The following is a 13,839-nucleotide window of genomic DNA, read 5'->3' as shown; positions in this document are numbered from 1 at the left end:
AACTATTCTAGTCACTGTTCAGTATAGTAGTGCAATAGTTAATTCTAAAAATAATCAAATGAAAAAAGCAATCGGTTTGTTTATAATGTTTTCAATTGTAGCATGTACGTCAACAAAAGCTGTTAAGACTGATAAGAAAGTTTTATATGAAATTCTGACACAACAACCAGATGGCGGTGGAAATATTCATTTTTTCGAAATTCTAACGGAGCCAAATGAGATTGCAATGCTGCAAAATGATGAAAATTTAAAAAAGAAGATTAGCGCTGCAGATGTTAAAAATTCCAACTTTATAATTTTAAATATGGGTGAAAAACCCACTGGAGGATATGCTATTACAGTTGATAATGTAGTTGAGTCTGATAAAAACATAATAATTACGGTCAAAGAAACAAGTCCTAAACCAGGTGCGATGGTAACTCAAAATATAGTTTATCCTTTTTGTGTTGTCAAGATCAATTCTAAGAAAGATATTATTGTAAAATAGAAATAAAAAAAAGCCACTATTTCTAGTGGCTTTTTTCATAAATTCCTGTTATATTAGAATTGGTATCTTACACCTAAAGCGATGTCAGAACCATAATTGTTTTTGTAGTATCCATTACCACCAAATTCAGGTCTGAAATCTAATGAAATCAATAATGGAATATCAAAGTTATATTCTAATCCTATATCTGCTGCTGCAAAAGCAAAAGTATCATTATTACTACCGTTGTTATCATCATAACTGTAGCTTCCTAGTCCACCACCTACACCTGCGTACCAGTTGAATCCACTGTCAATGTTCCATACCCATTGGTATAAACCTGCTAATTTAATAGCGTCAGAGTCATAACCGTTATTGTTGAAGTTACTTCTGTTTCTCCAACCTAAATCTAATTCAAGTCTGTTATTGTCACCTAAACCTCTTTGGTAAGATATTTCTCCTCCAAAACCGTCATTATCTCCTAAACGAAGTCCTAATGCATTCTTTGATATGTCTTGTGCTTGTGCGCTAAATGCTAATCCCATTAACATTATAGCTGATAAAATGATTTTTTTCATAAGTGATTTTGTTTTTTACAAATGTACATCCATTGGATTTGCTAGGCTTTACAATATAAATCTTAATTGTTATGTAATTAACACTTCATTATAATTGGCATTATTAAAAGTAATGTAAATCAAATGTAATAGATCACTTGCTGTTTTTTTATTTGGTTAATATAATCGAAGCTATTAATTGATTAGAAATCAGATCTTCCATTTCAAATAAGTTTTCTTCTTCCATATAATTGGATGCTTCATAACGGTATAATTTCCATCTTTTATTATTGTATTCTAAAGCAGTAAGGTTTTCGACCCAATCACCAGAATTTAAATAAAGCGTTGATCCATTCTTGTTTTCTTTCTTAAGAATTTTTGGTTCGTGAATATGACCGCATAGAACATAGTCGTAATTTTTTTCAATGGCAATGTCGGTAGCTGTTTCTTCAAAATCAGAGATATGTTTTACGGCTTGTTTGACACTAGCCTTTATTTTTTTCGAAAAAGAATAAGGTTCTCTCCCCATCTTTTTTAGACACCAGTTGACAAAACGATTGGATAGAATAAGGTAGTCATAACCCACACCGCCTAGTTTTGCAATCCATTTAGCATGATTTACTGATGCATCAAAAATATCACCATGAAATATCCATGCTTTTTTACCGTCTAAATCTAAGACCAGCTTATCTACTAATGAAATGTTGCCCATAGTCATTTCACTAAATTTTCGGAGCATTTCATCATGGTTTCCTGTTATGTAATATACCTGAGTCCCTTTGGAAGCAAAGCTTATGATCTTTTGAATCACTTTTAAATGGGTTTTGGGAAAATAGGATTTTCGAAACTGCCAGATATCTATAATATCGCCATTTAAAACTAAAATTTTTGGTTTAATTGAAGATAAATACCTGTTGAGTTCTAATGCATGACTCCCAAAAGTCCCCAAATGCACATCAGAGATGACAACTAATTCAACTTTTCTTTTTTTCAATTGATTTTAATTTGAAGTTTAACAAATTAATTCAATTAAATGGGAACGAATATATTATTAAGGTTAATAAATCATAAGTAATATTAAGGAATGGCTAATAATAAATGATGAGCAACAAAAAGTTTGAAGGTTAAACTTTTAATCTTTCAACTAAAATATTACATTTGTTCCAAACTAATCAAAATGGCAGGAAATAGCTACGGTACACTGTTTAAAATAACAACTTTTGGAGAATCTCACGGTGAAGCTTTAGGAGGTGTTATAGACGGCTGTCCCTCAGGAATAACGATTGATTTAGAGGCAATTCAGTTAGAAATGGCTAGAAGAAAACCAGGTCAATCAGCAATTGTTACACAACGAAAAGAACCAGATGATGTTCAATTTTTATCTGGAATTTTTGAAGGTAAAACGACTGGTACACCGATAGGATTTATCATCCCAAATACCAATCAAAAATCAGACGATTACTCTCACATAAAAGACAATTATAGACCCAGTCATGCAGATTATGTTTATGATAAAAAATATGGTTTTCGTGATTATCGAGGTGGCGGTAGAAGCTCAGCTAGAGAAACAGCCAGTAGAGTCGTTGCTGGAGCAATAGCAAAGCAAATGTTACCCGACATAAAAATTAATGCCTACGTCTCTTCTGTAGGTCCTATTTTTTTAGAAAAACCTTATCAAGATCTTGATTTCTCTAAAACAGAAAATAACCCTATACGCTGTCCTGATGAAGAATCAGCCGTAATCATGGAGGAATATATTAGAGAAATACGCAAACAAGGTGACACCGTTGGTGGTACAGTTACATGTGTAATCCAGAACGTGCCTGTGGGTCTTGGAGAGCCTGTTTTTGATAAATTACATGCTGAACTTGGTAAAGCCATGCTTTCGATAAATGCTGTTAAAGGTTTTGAGTACGGAAGCGGATTTTGTGGTGCAAAGATGAAAGGGAGTGAACATAATGACTTATACAACGCTGATGGAACTACGCAAACCAATCTTTCTGGAGGAATTCAAGGTGGAATAAGTAACGGAATGGATATTTATTTTCGTGTGGCTTTTAAACCCGTAGCAACCATTATGCAAAAACAAGAATCGTTAGATAACCAAGGGAATATTACAGAAATGACTGGTAAAGGCCGTCATGATCCTTGTGTAGTTCCTCGTGCAGTGCCTATTGTTGAAGCTATGGCGGCAATTGTTTTAGCTGACTTTTATTTAATAAATAAAACCTATAACAACAATTTATAATTGTTGCTTCTTTTTTAAATCTAAATATAAACCCAACCAAAATTTTATAACTTATAAACAAACCAATGCATTCTACACCAACCAAAAAAGCGTCAATCTTATCTAATTTAACGACGCAAATCCTAATCGCAATGCTTTTAGGGGGGATTTTAGGAATTATAATTCACAATACTATTTCAGAGGAGACCGCTTTAGTATTTAGTTCTAAAATAAAAATATTAGCCACTGTTTTTATAAGGTTGGTTCAAATGATTATTTCGCCATTAGTTTTTACCACGCTTGTTGTAGGTATTGCTAAGTTAGGGAATGTAAGTACTGTGGGAAGAGTGGGAGGAAAAGCACTAGGTTGGTTCTTTACTGCTTCTTTTATTTCACTATTAATAGGAATGTTCTTTGTGAACGTTTTAAAACCTGGAGAAGGACTTAATTTATCTAATGTTGATTTAACTTCAGCTTCTGAAGTGGCTGCTAAAACACAAAGTATTTCTTTTGAAAATTTCATTGAACACATTGTGCCTAAAAGTATTTTTGAGGCTATGGCGACAAATGAGATTTTACAAATTGTTGTGTTCTCAATATTCTTTGGATTAGCCGCAGCATCTATTGGTGACTACGCTAAACCTGTTGTTAATGCGTTAGATAAAACATCACATATCATTTTAAAAATGGTGAATTATGTGATGAACTTTGCGCCTATCGGAGTCTTTGGAGCAATTGCAGGAGTTTTTGCTGTCAGAGACTTTCAAGAGTTAGCCATAACGTATTTCAAGTTTTTCGGTTCTTTTCTAATAGGTATTTCGTCCCTATGGGTTTTATTGATATTGGTAGGATATATTTTTCTAAAAAGCCGAATGACAATATTGCTAAAAAGAATAGTTGGACCATTAATTATTGCTTTTGGTACCACTAGTAGTGAGGCAGTTTTTCCAAAATTAACTGAAGAATTAGAACGTTTTGGAGTAAAAGATAAAATTGTTTCTTTTATGCTTCCATTAGGTTATTCCTTTAACCTTGACGGAAGTATGATGTACATGACCTTTGCTAGTATTTTTATTGCGCAAGCTTATGGAGTTCATTTAGACTTAGGTACTCAAATGACAATGCTATTAGTGCTGATGTTAACTAGTAAAGGAATAGCAGGAGTTCCTCGTGCAAGTTTAGTTGTGGTAGCAGCAACTTGTGGAATGTTTGATATTCCAATTGAAGGTATTGCCTTAATCTTACCAATTGATCATTTTTGCGATATGTTTAGAAGCGCAACTAATGTGTTAGGTAACGCCTTAGCAACATCTGTTGTGGGGCAGTGGGAAGAAGGAAAGGATCATGATAGTATCGAAATAGTGTAAAAAAAAACTCCTCTTTTAAGAGGAGTTTTTTTTTAACCATATATTTTCAATATATTGTCAAAAATCAAGGTCATTACCTAATATCTTGGCTTGATTTTAATATACTTTTTATGCATAAACACGTATTTAAGTGTTTGCACTTTTAATAAAATAAATACCCTATGAAAAAACTAGCAATGCATTGGAAAATCCTAATAGGTATGATTTTAGGATTACTTTTTGGGCTGTTAATGAAAAACTTAGAGCTTAAAGGAATTGTCGTTGACTGGATAAAACCGTTTGGAACTATCTTTATTAACCTATTAAAAATGATTGCTGTTCCATTGATAGTAGTTTCTTTAATAGTTGGTTTGTCTGACTTAAAGGACATATCTAAACTTTCTAAATTAGGAGGAAGAACGGTTCTGTTTTATTTGTGCTCTACTATTATTGCAGTTAGTATTGGTCTTTTTTTAGCCAATATTATAAAACCAGGAAGTTATATAAATGAAGATTCCCGCAAAAGCCTGCTGGAGAATTTTTCTATAGATGCTGGTCAAAAAATTGAATTAGCTGCTAAGGCAAAAAGTAGTGGTCCGTTGCAGCCTCTTGTAGATATTGTACCAGACAATTTTTTTGCAGCATTAAGTGACAACGGGAGCATGTTGAAGGTTATTCTTTTTGTTATTTTAATAGGTATAGGTTTAATTCTGATTGAAGAAGAAAAAGCCAAACCAGTTGTAGATTTTTTCAAAGGTTTGAATGAAGTAATTATGAAGATAATAGACATCATCATGTTATTCTCTCCTTATGGTGTATTTGCATTAATGGCAGCATTGATGGTTGAAATCCCTGATTTTTCGACTTTGGGGGCATTAGGTATTTATGGACTCACGGTACTACTTGGCCTAATGTTAATGACATTTGTTTTGTACCCTAGTTTACTTTTAATTTTTGCGAAAGTAAATCCGATACGTTTTTTTAAAGCTATTGCGCCCGCGCAATTACTTGCTTTTTCCACAAGCTCAAGTGCAGCAACTTTACCTGTCACTATGGAATGTGTAACTGAAAATTTAGGCGTTGATGAAGAGGTATCCAGTTTTGTTCTACCTTTAGGAGCCACTGTTAATATGGATGGTACGAGTTTGTATCAGGCTGTTGCTGCTATTTTTATTGCACAGGCTATGTTGCCCGCTCCATTAGATTTTCATACGCAGCTTATGATTGTTGTAACTGCAACTTTGGCTTCTGTAGGTTCTGCTGCTGTACCAAGTGCTGGAATGGTAATGCTAGTTATCGTTTTAGGGCAGGCCGGAATTCCTGAGGCTGGACTGGCATTGATTTTTGCTATTGACAGACCGTTGGATATGTGTAGAACTGTAGTAAATGTTACGAGTGACTCAACAATTGCAACCATAGTAGCTAAATCAGTAGGAAAATTAAATATTCCTAAAGAAAGTTAAAACATTGATTTATAAATAAAAAGATTGTTTTATATTGCAAAACATTTTTAAATATGTTCTGAGTTTTCTAATAGGTAGTATCATCAGTTAGTTAGGACAATTTATTGTTATTACTTAACTATAGAATTAGTTGTTGTACCGATATTATATCTAAATGTATATTTGATAAACTAGATTTAAAATATGCTAACCATACGAATTGTTTCTTTTGTACTATTTTCTTTAAACCTCCTTGGTGATCCAGCTGCTGTGGAGAACAGTATTCCAACACGATCAGAAATAGTTAAGTTGACTACTGAAGCTTCTAAATATTTGCATGAGGGTAACTTTGAGAAGTCATTTGTCACTTCAAGATTAGCATTACATTATGCCATCGATATTAACGATAATTATTTGGTTGCGCGGTCTTACAATACAATTGCTGCAAACTATGAGCAATTAACAGAAACTGATAAAGCTATTTTTTACTATAAAAAGGGTTTGTATTATGCCAATAAAACGACTAATGACACTATAAAAAATTGGTTAAATAACAACTTAGGTAATATCTACTGCTTTGAAGAGAAACAGTTTGATAAGGGGGTAAGTTATTATCATAAATCATTAGAGTATAGCACTAAAATTGGTTCTGGCCAACAAATTTTTATCACTAAAATGAATTTAGCTTGGGCTTATTTTTATATAGGTGATTTTGAAAAAGGTTTTCCATTTTTAGAATATATTAATAAAAACAAAGATAAGTATGCTGACGAATCAAGCAGTGTAAACCTAAACATGCTCAATGGCATGTATTATGGAAATAAGGGTGAATTTAAGAAAGCGAGAGCCTTTTTTGAAGAAGCGATTACTTTAGGTCAAAAACTGGACTATAAAGAAGATCTTTCTTATGCTCATGAAGAGTATTCAAAATTATTATTGCAACAGGGAGAGTATAAAAAGGCATACGAAAACCTTTCTTTATATAATGAAATTACAAAAGAGCTTAATGATACAGAGAAAATAAGAAGAGCTAAAGCCGTTGGAATCAACCTAGAACTCGACGAATACAAGCGTAAACTGGATTTAATAGAGACAGAAAATGATTTGCAGGCACAAAGCTTACAAAAATCAAAAATTATTGTGATACTGTTTGTTCTTGCTCTAGTGGTTCTTTTAATACTTTTTTATACACTGTATAAAAATTATATATTTAAGAAAAAGAGTAATGCCGATTTAATTATCAGCAACGAAGAGTTGCTAGTAGCGAAAGTTAAAGCTGAAGAAGCCTCAAGGTTAAAATCACAATTTGTATCCACAATTAGTCATGAACTAAGAACTCCCTTATATGGTGTGGTAGGAATCACTAATATGCTTCTAGATGAACATAAAGAATTAGCAGACAGTCCTCACTTAAGTTCGCTTAAATTTTCAGCAAGATATTTACTTTCTCTAGTTAATGACGTTTTACAAATTAATAAAATTGAAGAAAACCGAATTGTTTTAGAAAATCTGACTTTTAATATTTACGATGAGATTCATTTGATAAAGAACTCTTTATCATTTATTGCCAAAAATCATAACAATGAGATCAATCTTTATATTGATCCTAATATACCAGAATACCTTATAGGTGATAAATTAAGGTTTTCACAAATTGTCATTAACTTAGTAAGCAATGCGCTTAAATTTACTGAAAACGGTGTGGTTAATATTATCGCTAATTTGGCTAAAGTTGAGAATGACTTTCATTACATTGAATTTAAAATCCAGGATAATGGTGTAGGTATTGCTGCAGAAGATCAGCAGAAAATATTTGAAAAATTTGTTCAAGTAGGTCGAAAAGAAATTGATTACCAGGGTACAGGACTAGGACTTTCAATCGTAAAGAAATTACTAGAACTTTTTAATAGCACCATTTCTATAGAAAGTACACTAGGAATAGGAACTACATTTACCTTTATTATTGGTTTTGAATATAATCCGGCTAAGAGTACTGAAATCATAAACAATATTAATGTTGATCTCACTTCTAGTCAAATTTTTAAAGTGTTGGTTGTTGATGATAATGCTATAAATCAATTAATTACTAAAAAGATTATAGAGAAAAATAACTATAGCTGTACTATAGCAGAATCAGGTAAAGTGGCTTTGGAGATTTTAGCAAAAGAAAATTTTGACATTGTTTTAATGGATATCAATATGCCTGGCATGAATGGTTTTGAGACTACCAGAAGGATTAGAGCTAACGGTATTCAAACACCTATAGTTGCTTTAACAGCATTTGATAAAGATGAAATTACAAAAGAAGCGTTTGCAGCGGGATTTGATGATGTAATAGTAAAACCTTTTGAACCGCTCTTTTTATTTAAAACTATTAATACTCTTATTTATAAGGCAACTGAGGAAGTTGTTGCAGACATATAAAAACAAATCAATCTTAAAGCATAAAAAACTATTCCTTAAGATTGATTGTAAAAATTATTAATTGTCATATAAATACTATCATTATTTAATTGCAATAGTTTTTGCTACTTTCTTTTTGCTATCCTCTTTTTTTGCAATTTCGACATGGAGAATTCCATCTTTGTAATTAGCACTGATATTATTGTCATCAGCATATTCAGGAAGGCTAAAAGATCTACTAAAGGATTGATAATTAAATTCTTTTCTATAATAGTTATCTTTTTTTCTTGACTCTTCTTTTTCCTCTTCTTTTTCAGAAGAAATTGTTAGCAAATTATTCTCGAGTTCTATTTTAAAGTCTTCTTTTTTTAAACCAGGAGCGGCTAAATCAACTTCAATTTTCTTGTCGGATTCTTTGAGATTAACTGAGGGTAAGTTAGTGCCTAACTCAGAAAAATTTCGATCTGGCCAATTCATCAAGTCTCTCGTAAAATAATCATCAAATAAGCTGTTTACTAACGGTTTAAAACCGTTTCTTTTTACTAGTGATTCCATAATAAATAATATTTTAATTTAGTTTTTTTATACTACTAAAGTTATAGAATATTAAATATTTATTAAAGTAAATAACAATTAATTAACTCATTTCTAAGTATATACGTATAAAAAAAATCCCTTTCTCATAATGATAAAAGGGATTTCTTACAGTTGCTGTAACAATTGGTTTTATTAATACCAGCGTTTTTTATTTTGTTTGGAATTGGTAGACTTTCTTGATTTATGTGCGCCACCACTTCTATTAGAATTTTTAGGTTTTGTTGACCCTCCAGGAGCTGTTTCAGGACTACCAGAGTGCCATGGGTACGGATGGTCATTCACTTTTTGAACGTCAACTTTAATCAATTTTTGAATGTCTTTCCAATAGCCATGTTCGTCTTTACTACAAAACGAAATAGCAACACCGCCGTTTCCAGCACGTCCTGTTCTACCAATACGGTGTACATAGGTTTCTGGGATATTGGGTAAGTCAAAATTAATAACAAATGGTAATTGATCAATATCAATACCACGCGCTGCAATATCTGTAGCTACTAGAACGCCAATCTCTTTGTTTTTGAATGCATCCAGTACGCGCTGTCTTGCGTTTTGGGATTTATCACCATGAATCGCTTCGGCGGCAATATTATTTTTTCGTAATGCTTTAACAACATTATCTGCACCATGTTTAGTTCTAGAAAAAACTAATACATCTGACAGATTTTCATTCTTAATTAAATGGTATAATAAGTTTCTTTTTTCTGTCTTTTCAACAAAGTAGATTCTTTGCTCTACGTTTTCTGCAGTGGAAGAAACTGGTGACACGGTAACCGTTTCAGGATTTGTTAGAAACATTTCAGCCAGTTCACGAATGGCAATTGGCATTGTTGCCGAGAAAAATAAAGTTTGTCTGTTTTTAGGAGTCAACTTTACAATCTTTTTGACATCATTTACAAATCCCATATCAAGCATTTGATCAGCTTCATCAAGAACTAAAGTATGTAAATGGTCTAAATCAATGAAACCTTGTTTATGTAAATCCAATAGTCTTCCAGGAGTGGCAATAAGGATGTCAATACCATTTCTTAAAGAATCAACTTGTGGATTTTGTGAAACTCCTCCAAAAATAGTAAGCTGTGTCAAATTAGTATATTTGGCATAAGTATCAAAACTTTGACCAATTTGTACTGCAAGTTCCCTGGTTGGGGTAACTACTAACGCTCTAATTTGCTTGGCTTTTTTAGATGAACCTACAATACGGTGTAATTGATGAATAATGGGTATAGCAAATGCAGCAGTTTTTCCTGTTCCTGTTTGTGCACAACCTATTAGATCATTTCCAGCTAATACTAGCGGAATGGATTTTTCCTGAATAGGAGTGGGGTTTGTATAGCCTTGTTCGTATACGGCTTTTTGAATACTTTTAGAAAGTGATAATTCTTCGAATAACATATTTTTGATATTAAATATCCTGTATTAAGTACATAGATAGTTTGGCAAAGATAGTGTTATTTATCGATTCGTTAATTTAGGCCATTCATTATGCTTAATTATTGGTTAGCTTTAATGAAGTCAGTAACTAAATAACCAATCAATTTACCTATTAAGTGATTGTTTTTTTCTTCTCCTAAATCCGGTGCACCTTCACAAATGTGTAAGTAAGCAGCATTTTTGTGATTTCCAAAAAAAGAAACAAATTGGCGTAATTCCTCTACAGAGAAACCGCTTGGAGTCATAGCACTACTAGCAATATTCGGGACTGCATCTAAATCTACTTCGATACCATAACAATCATTTTTTACAAAATCCAAAGCCAGTTCCATTTCTGGAGCAAACTCTTTTTCTTTTCGAATATTTAAACAGTCATAAGTGGTATACCGTACTCGGTCTTCTGTTTTTTTGATTAAGTCTAATACACTCTTAGAAGTATAGTTTTCATGAAGCCCAAATATGTAGTATTTCTTTAAAAAACCTTCTTCATAAGCATAAGAAAAACCATTGCCACTATGACGTCCTTCTAAAATTCTAAAATCAGAATGGGCGTCAAAATTAATAGCATTGACAGGTTTACCTTTGGCAAGAGCCGTACCTTTAATGTTTCCGTAGGAGTTATTATGACCACCACCAATTATGATAGGCGTTTTGCCAGACTTTACAATGTTAAAAATAATATGAGAAACTTCTTTATCTATTTTTTCAACTAATTGGCTTAGTTTAGATCGATCATCAATATCATTAAAATCAAGCAATTCCACTTCCCTCATTTGTTCGCTCACATCAATAGAACCTAATATAAGTATTTGGTTGCCTTTACAAAAACGATTATGCTGAATGTTAGCAATGTTTTTTATTGCATTTTCCCATGCTGAAGCAGCACCAGGTCTACCGAAGTTAGCTCTAATACCAATGTCTTCAGGAATTCCTACAAGCACATATTTAGCTTCCGTCGTTAATAGAAAAGAAAAAGGATCTTGTCCTTTAGGTACCGTTATCATTTTTTCACCAAACTTAATTTCTCCACTTCTGTGGTTTGTAATCTTGGCAAGGTCATTCATTGTAAAAGGCACAAGCTTTTCCATAAAAAATATATATTTTTCCAAAAATAATATAATTGTGTTAACTTACGTTATAACTTAAATATATATTGTTAAATTTGGAAAAAAAATAATTTAAAATGGAAAATCAACAAAGCAATTCAAGTCTAAAGGCAGTTATAGCTGTATTAGCAGTTTTATTAGTAGGTAGTTTAGTTTATATTTTTAAAGCAACATCTGACGCTGATACTGTAAAAACAGAATTAAAAACCACAGTAACTGAGAAAGAATCAGTTATGAAAGATTTACAAGAATTAAAAGCAACTTATGATGCTGCCATTGCTGAAAACACATCCATGTCTGATGAGTTAATTCAAGAAAGAGACAAAGTAGTTAACTTGATAGCTGATTTGAATAAATCTAAAGGAGATGTCGCTTCCTTAGCTAAATATAAAAAACAGTTCATCGCTTTGCAAAGCAATATGAAAGTTTTGATGGCTGAAAATGAAGGTTTGAAAAAAGAAAACAAAATTGTGACTTCACAACGTGATAGTACCGTTGTTGTTTTAGGCGAATCAAAAAAATACAATGAAGTATTAGTTGGTCAAAACGAAGAGTTATCTAAAGCGGTTGAAAAAGGTTCTAAATTAACTGTTTTGAACATGAAGACTTCAGCTTATAAAATGAGAAGTTCTGGTAAACAAATTGAAACTGATAAAGCTAGTAGAGCTGATATGTTGAAAATTAGTTTTACAATTGCTGAAAACCAAATCGCAAAATCAGGTGACAAAACGTATTACATTCAAGTGATTGATAGTAAAAATAACGTTTTGGGAAATAAGAAAACTGAAAACTTTGGTGATTCTTCTTTAGTATATAGTTTTATAACTAATGTGAAATATGAAAACAAAACAGTACAAGTTACAGAAGATTTACCAGGTAAAGAATTTGCAAAAGGAACTTACTTTGTTAATGTATTTGATAAAAACGAGTTAGTTTCTAAAACTAGTTTTACTTTAAGATAGTTTTTTAGAATTAAGAATATATAAAAAAAGAGGAGCTAATGGCTCCTCTTTTTTTTTTACAATAATAATTTTCCTTCTAAAAAAACTTGATCAATTAGATTAGTTCCAAAGGCGTATGGCAGTTGGTAATAAGATGGAATCGGTTTAGTAATTATAAAGTTGGCCTTTTTGCCTACAGTTATGCTACCGTGCGTTTCAGAAAGCTCCATAGCATAAGCACCATTAATAGTGGCTGCATTAATTGCTTCCTCAGGAGTCATTTTCATTTTGATACAGGCAGTAGCCACAACAAAATTCATGTTACCTGAAGGTGTAGAGCCAGGGTTGTAGTCAGTAGCTAATGCTAAAGGTAGTCCTGCATTCATCATTTCACGCGCTGGCGTGTACGGAATGCTTAGGAAATAGGAACAAGAAGGTAAAGCCACAGGCATTGTATCTGTATTTTTTAGGGCTTCTATATCTGCAGCTGTCATGACTTCAAGGTGATCTACTGAAAGTGCATTGTATTTCACTCCAGCTTGTATCCCACCTATAGAATTGAACTGATTAACATGAATTTTTGGCTTTAAGCCAAATTTAATTCCTGCTTCCATAATTTGCTCGGTTTCTGCTACAGTGAAGTAACCCGTCTCACAAAAAGCATCAATATAGTGCGCTAAATTGTCCTTTGCAATCTCTGGCAGAATTTTGGTAATTAATAAATCAATATATCCTTGATGATTTTCTTTGTATTCTAAAGGAAAAGCATGTGCTCCCAGAAAAGTAGCTTTGATAGTCAAAGGATAGTTGGCTGCTAGTTTCTTAATTACACGGAGCATTTTTAATTCACCGTCAAGTGTTAGCCCATAACCTGATTTTATCTCCACCGCTCCAGTTCCTAAACGCATCACTTCTTCAAGGCGCACTTTTGATTGATTGTAAATTTCTTCCTCAGTGGTTTCATTTAGTTTTTTAGCCGAATTTAAAATCCCTCCACCTCGATTAGCGATTTCTTCATAAGATAAACCATTGATGCGATCTACAAATTCTTGCTCACGATTTCCTGCATACACAATATGCGTGTGACTGTCGCACCAAGTAGGTAAAATCATCTTTCCCGTAACATCGATGGTTTCATCAACGACTATTCTAGTTAGGTTTTCCATCGAACCAAAATCAGCAATTAAGTCATCTTTAATTACTAAATAAGCATTCTTTATTGTTGGAAGTACCGCCATTTCTTTACCCGAAACTTTAGTTACTCCAGCTTCTCGCACTTGCAATAATTCCTTAATATTGGTAATTAGGGTTGTCATTTTATTT

12 protein-coding genes are annotated in these 13,839 nt (G+C 32.6%); 6 read left to right on the top strand and 6 right to left on the bottom strand.

Annotated features, from left to right (window positions below; genetic code table 11):
- Positions 1–58 precede the first annotated feature (58 nt).
- Positions 59–487 (top strand): protease complex subunit PrcB family protein, encoded by a 429-nt coding sequence (locus ACEN2K_RS06655; protein WP_441758549.1) that lies wholly within the window; start codon positions 59–61, stop codon positions 485–487.
- 53 nt (positions 488–540) lie between these two features.
- On the opposite strand, the gene ACEN2K_RS06650 is transcribed toward ACEN2K_RS06655, so the two are convergent.
- Both ACEN2K_RS06650 and ACEN2K_RS06645 read right to left on the bottom strand, forming a co-directional pair.
- Entirely contained in the window at positions 541–1,044 is a 504-nt protein-coding gene (locus ACEN2K_RS06650) for a hypothetical protein (RefSeq protein ID WP_441758548.1), read from the bottom strand.
- 148 nt (positions 1,045–1,192) lie between these two features.
- Positions 1,193–2,017 (bottom strand): UDP-2,3-diacylglucosamine diphosphatase, encoded by an 825-nt coding sequence (locus ACEN2K_RS06645; protein ID WP_441758547.1) that lies wholly within the window; start codon positions 2,015–2,017, stop codon positions 1,193–1,195.
- Positions 2,018–2,200: 183 nt separating this feature from the next.
- Between ACEN2K_RS06645 and aroC the strand changes: the two genes are divergently transcribed.
- The 4 genes from aroC to ACEN2K_RS06625 all read left to right on the top strand — a co-directional run bounded on the left by aroC (position 2,201) and on the right by ACEN2K_RS06625 (position 8,462).
- Positions 2,201–3,271 (top strand): chorismate synthase, encoded by a 1,071-nt coding sequence (aroC, locus tag ACEN2K_RS06640; RefSeq protein ID WP_441758546.1) that lies wholly within the window; start codon positions 2,201–2,203, stop codon positions 3,269–3,271.
- Positions 3,272–3,336: 65 nt separating this feature from the next.
- Entirely contained in the window at positions 3,337–4,617 is a 1,281-nt protein-coding gene (locus tag ACEN2K_RS06635) for a dicarboxylate/amino acid:cation symporter (RefSeq protein ID WP_441758545.1), read from the top strand.
- Positions 4,618–4,778: 161 nt separating this feature from the next.
- The gene (locus ACEN2K_RS06630) at positions 4,779–6,059 is read left to right on the top strand and encodes a dicarboxylate/amino acid:cation symporter (protein ID WP_441758544.1); all 1,281 of its coding nucleotides are present in this window, start codon (positions 4,779–4,781) and stop codon (positions 6,057–6,059) included.
- A gap of 183 nt (positions 6,060–6,242) precedes the next feature.
- A complete protein-coding gene (locus ACEN2K_RS06625; protein ID WP_441758543.1) occupies positions 6,243–8,462 on the top strand; it encodes a response regulator in 2,220 nt (739 codons plus the stop codon).
- 81 nt (positions 8,463–8,543) lie between these two features.
- On the opposite strand, the gene ACEN2K_RS06620 is transcribed toward ACEN2K_RS06625, so the two are convergent.
- From ACEN2K_RS06620 to ACEN2K_RS06610, 3 genes are all read right to left on the bottom strand, one after another.
- Entirely contained in the window at positions 8,544–8,996 is a 453-nt protein-coding gene (locus ACEN2K_RS06620) for an Hsp20/alpha crystallin family protein (RefSeq protein ID WP_441758542.1), read from the bottom strand.
- A gap of 174 nt (positions 8,997–9,170) precedes the next feature.
- Positions 9,171–10,430 (bottom strand): DEAD/DEAH box helicase, encoded by a 1,260-nt coding sequence (locus ACEN2K_RS06615; protein WP_441758541.1) that lies wholly within the window; start codon positions 10,428–10,430, stop codon positions 9,171–9,173.
- A 98-nt stretch (positions 10,431–10,528) separates the two neighbouring features.
- Positions 10,529–11,557 (bottom strand): formimidoylglutamase, encoded by a 1,029-nt coding sequence (locus tag ACEN2K_RS06610; RefSeq protein ID WP_441758540.1) that lies wholly within the window; start codon positions 11,555–11,557, stop codon positions 10,529–10,531.
- Between the two features lie 95 nt (positions 11,558–11,652).
- Between ACEN2K_RS06610 and ACEN2K_RS06605 the strand changes: the two genes are divergently transcribed.
- A complete protein-coding gene (locus tag ACEN2K_RS06605; protein ID WP_441758539.1) occupies positions 11,653–12,537 on the top strand; it encodes a hypothetical protein in 885 nt (294 codons plus the stop codon).
- 56 nt (positions 12,538–12,593) lie between these two features.
- On the opposite strand, the gene hutI is transcribed toward ACEN2K_RS06605, so the two are convergent.
- Positions 12,594–13,832 (bottom strand): imidazolonepropionase, encoded by a 1,239-nt coding sequence (hutI, locus tag ACEN2K_RS06600; protein WP_441758538.1) that lies wholly within the window; start codon positions 13,830–13,832, stop codon positions 12,594–12,596.
- Positions 13,833–13,839: the final 7 nt, after the last annotated feature.

The organism is Flavobacterium sp. W21_SRS_FM3 (assembly GCF_052113625.1).
Classification (GTDB): Bacteria; Bacteroidota; Bacteroidia; order Flavobacteriales; family Flavobacteriaceae; genus Flavobacterium.
This window is presented reverse-complemented; position numbering and strand designations above follow the sequence as displayed.

Bases quoted from the DNA above. Each gene is read 5' to 3' on its own strand.
- ACEN2K_RS06630 (WP_441758544.1), top strand. From the start codon at position 4,779: ATGAAAAAACTAGCAATGCATTGGAAAATCCTAATAGGTATGATTTTA.
- ACEN2K_RS06620 (WP_441758542.1), bottom strand. From the start codon at position 8,996: ATGGAATCACTAGTAAAAAGAAACGGTTTTAAACCGTTAGTAAACAGC.
- ACEN2K_RS06605 (WP_441758539.1), top strand. From the start codon at position 11,653: ATGGAAAATCAACAAAGCAATTCAAGTCTAAAGGCAGTTATAGCTGTA.
- ACEN2K_RS06655 (WP_441758549.1), top strand. From the start codon at position 59: ATGAAAAAAGCAATCGGTTTGTTTATAATGTTTTCAATTGTAGCATGT.
- aroC (WP_441758546.1), top strand. From the start codon at position 2,201: ATGGCAGGAAATAGCTACGGTACACTGTTTAAAATAACAACTTTTGGA.
- ACEN2K_RS06625 (WP_441758543.1), top strand. From the start codon at position 6,243: ATGCTAACCATACGAATTGTTTCTTTTGTACTATTTTCTTTAAACCTC.
- ACEN2K_RS06650 (WP_441758548.1), bottom strand. From the start codon at position 1,044: ATGAAAAAAATCATTTTATCAGCTATAATGTTAATGGGATTAGCATTT.
- ACEN2K_RS06615 (WP_441758541.1), bottom strand. From the start codon at position 10,430: ATGTTATTCGAAGAATTATCACTTTCTAAAAGTATTCAAAAAGCCGTA.
- ACEN2K_RS06635 (WP_441758545.1), top strand. From the start codon at position 3,337: ATGCATTCTACACCAACCAAAAAAGCGTCAATCTTATCTAATTTAACG.
- ACEN2K_RS06610 (WP_441758540.1), bottom strand. From the start codon at position 11,557: ATGGAAAAGCTTGTGCCTTTTACAATGAATGACCTTGCCAAGATTACA.
- hutI (WP_441758538.1), bottom strand. From the start codon at position 13,832: ATGACAACCCTAATTACCAATATTAAGGAATTATTGCAAGTGCGAGAA.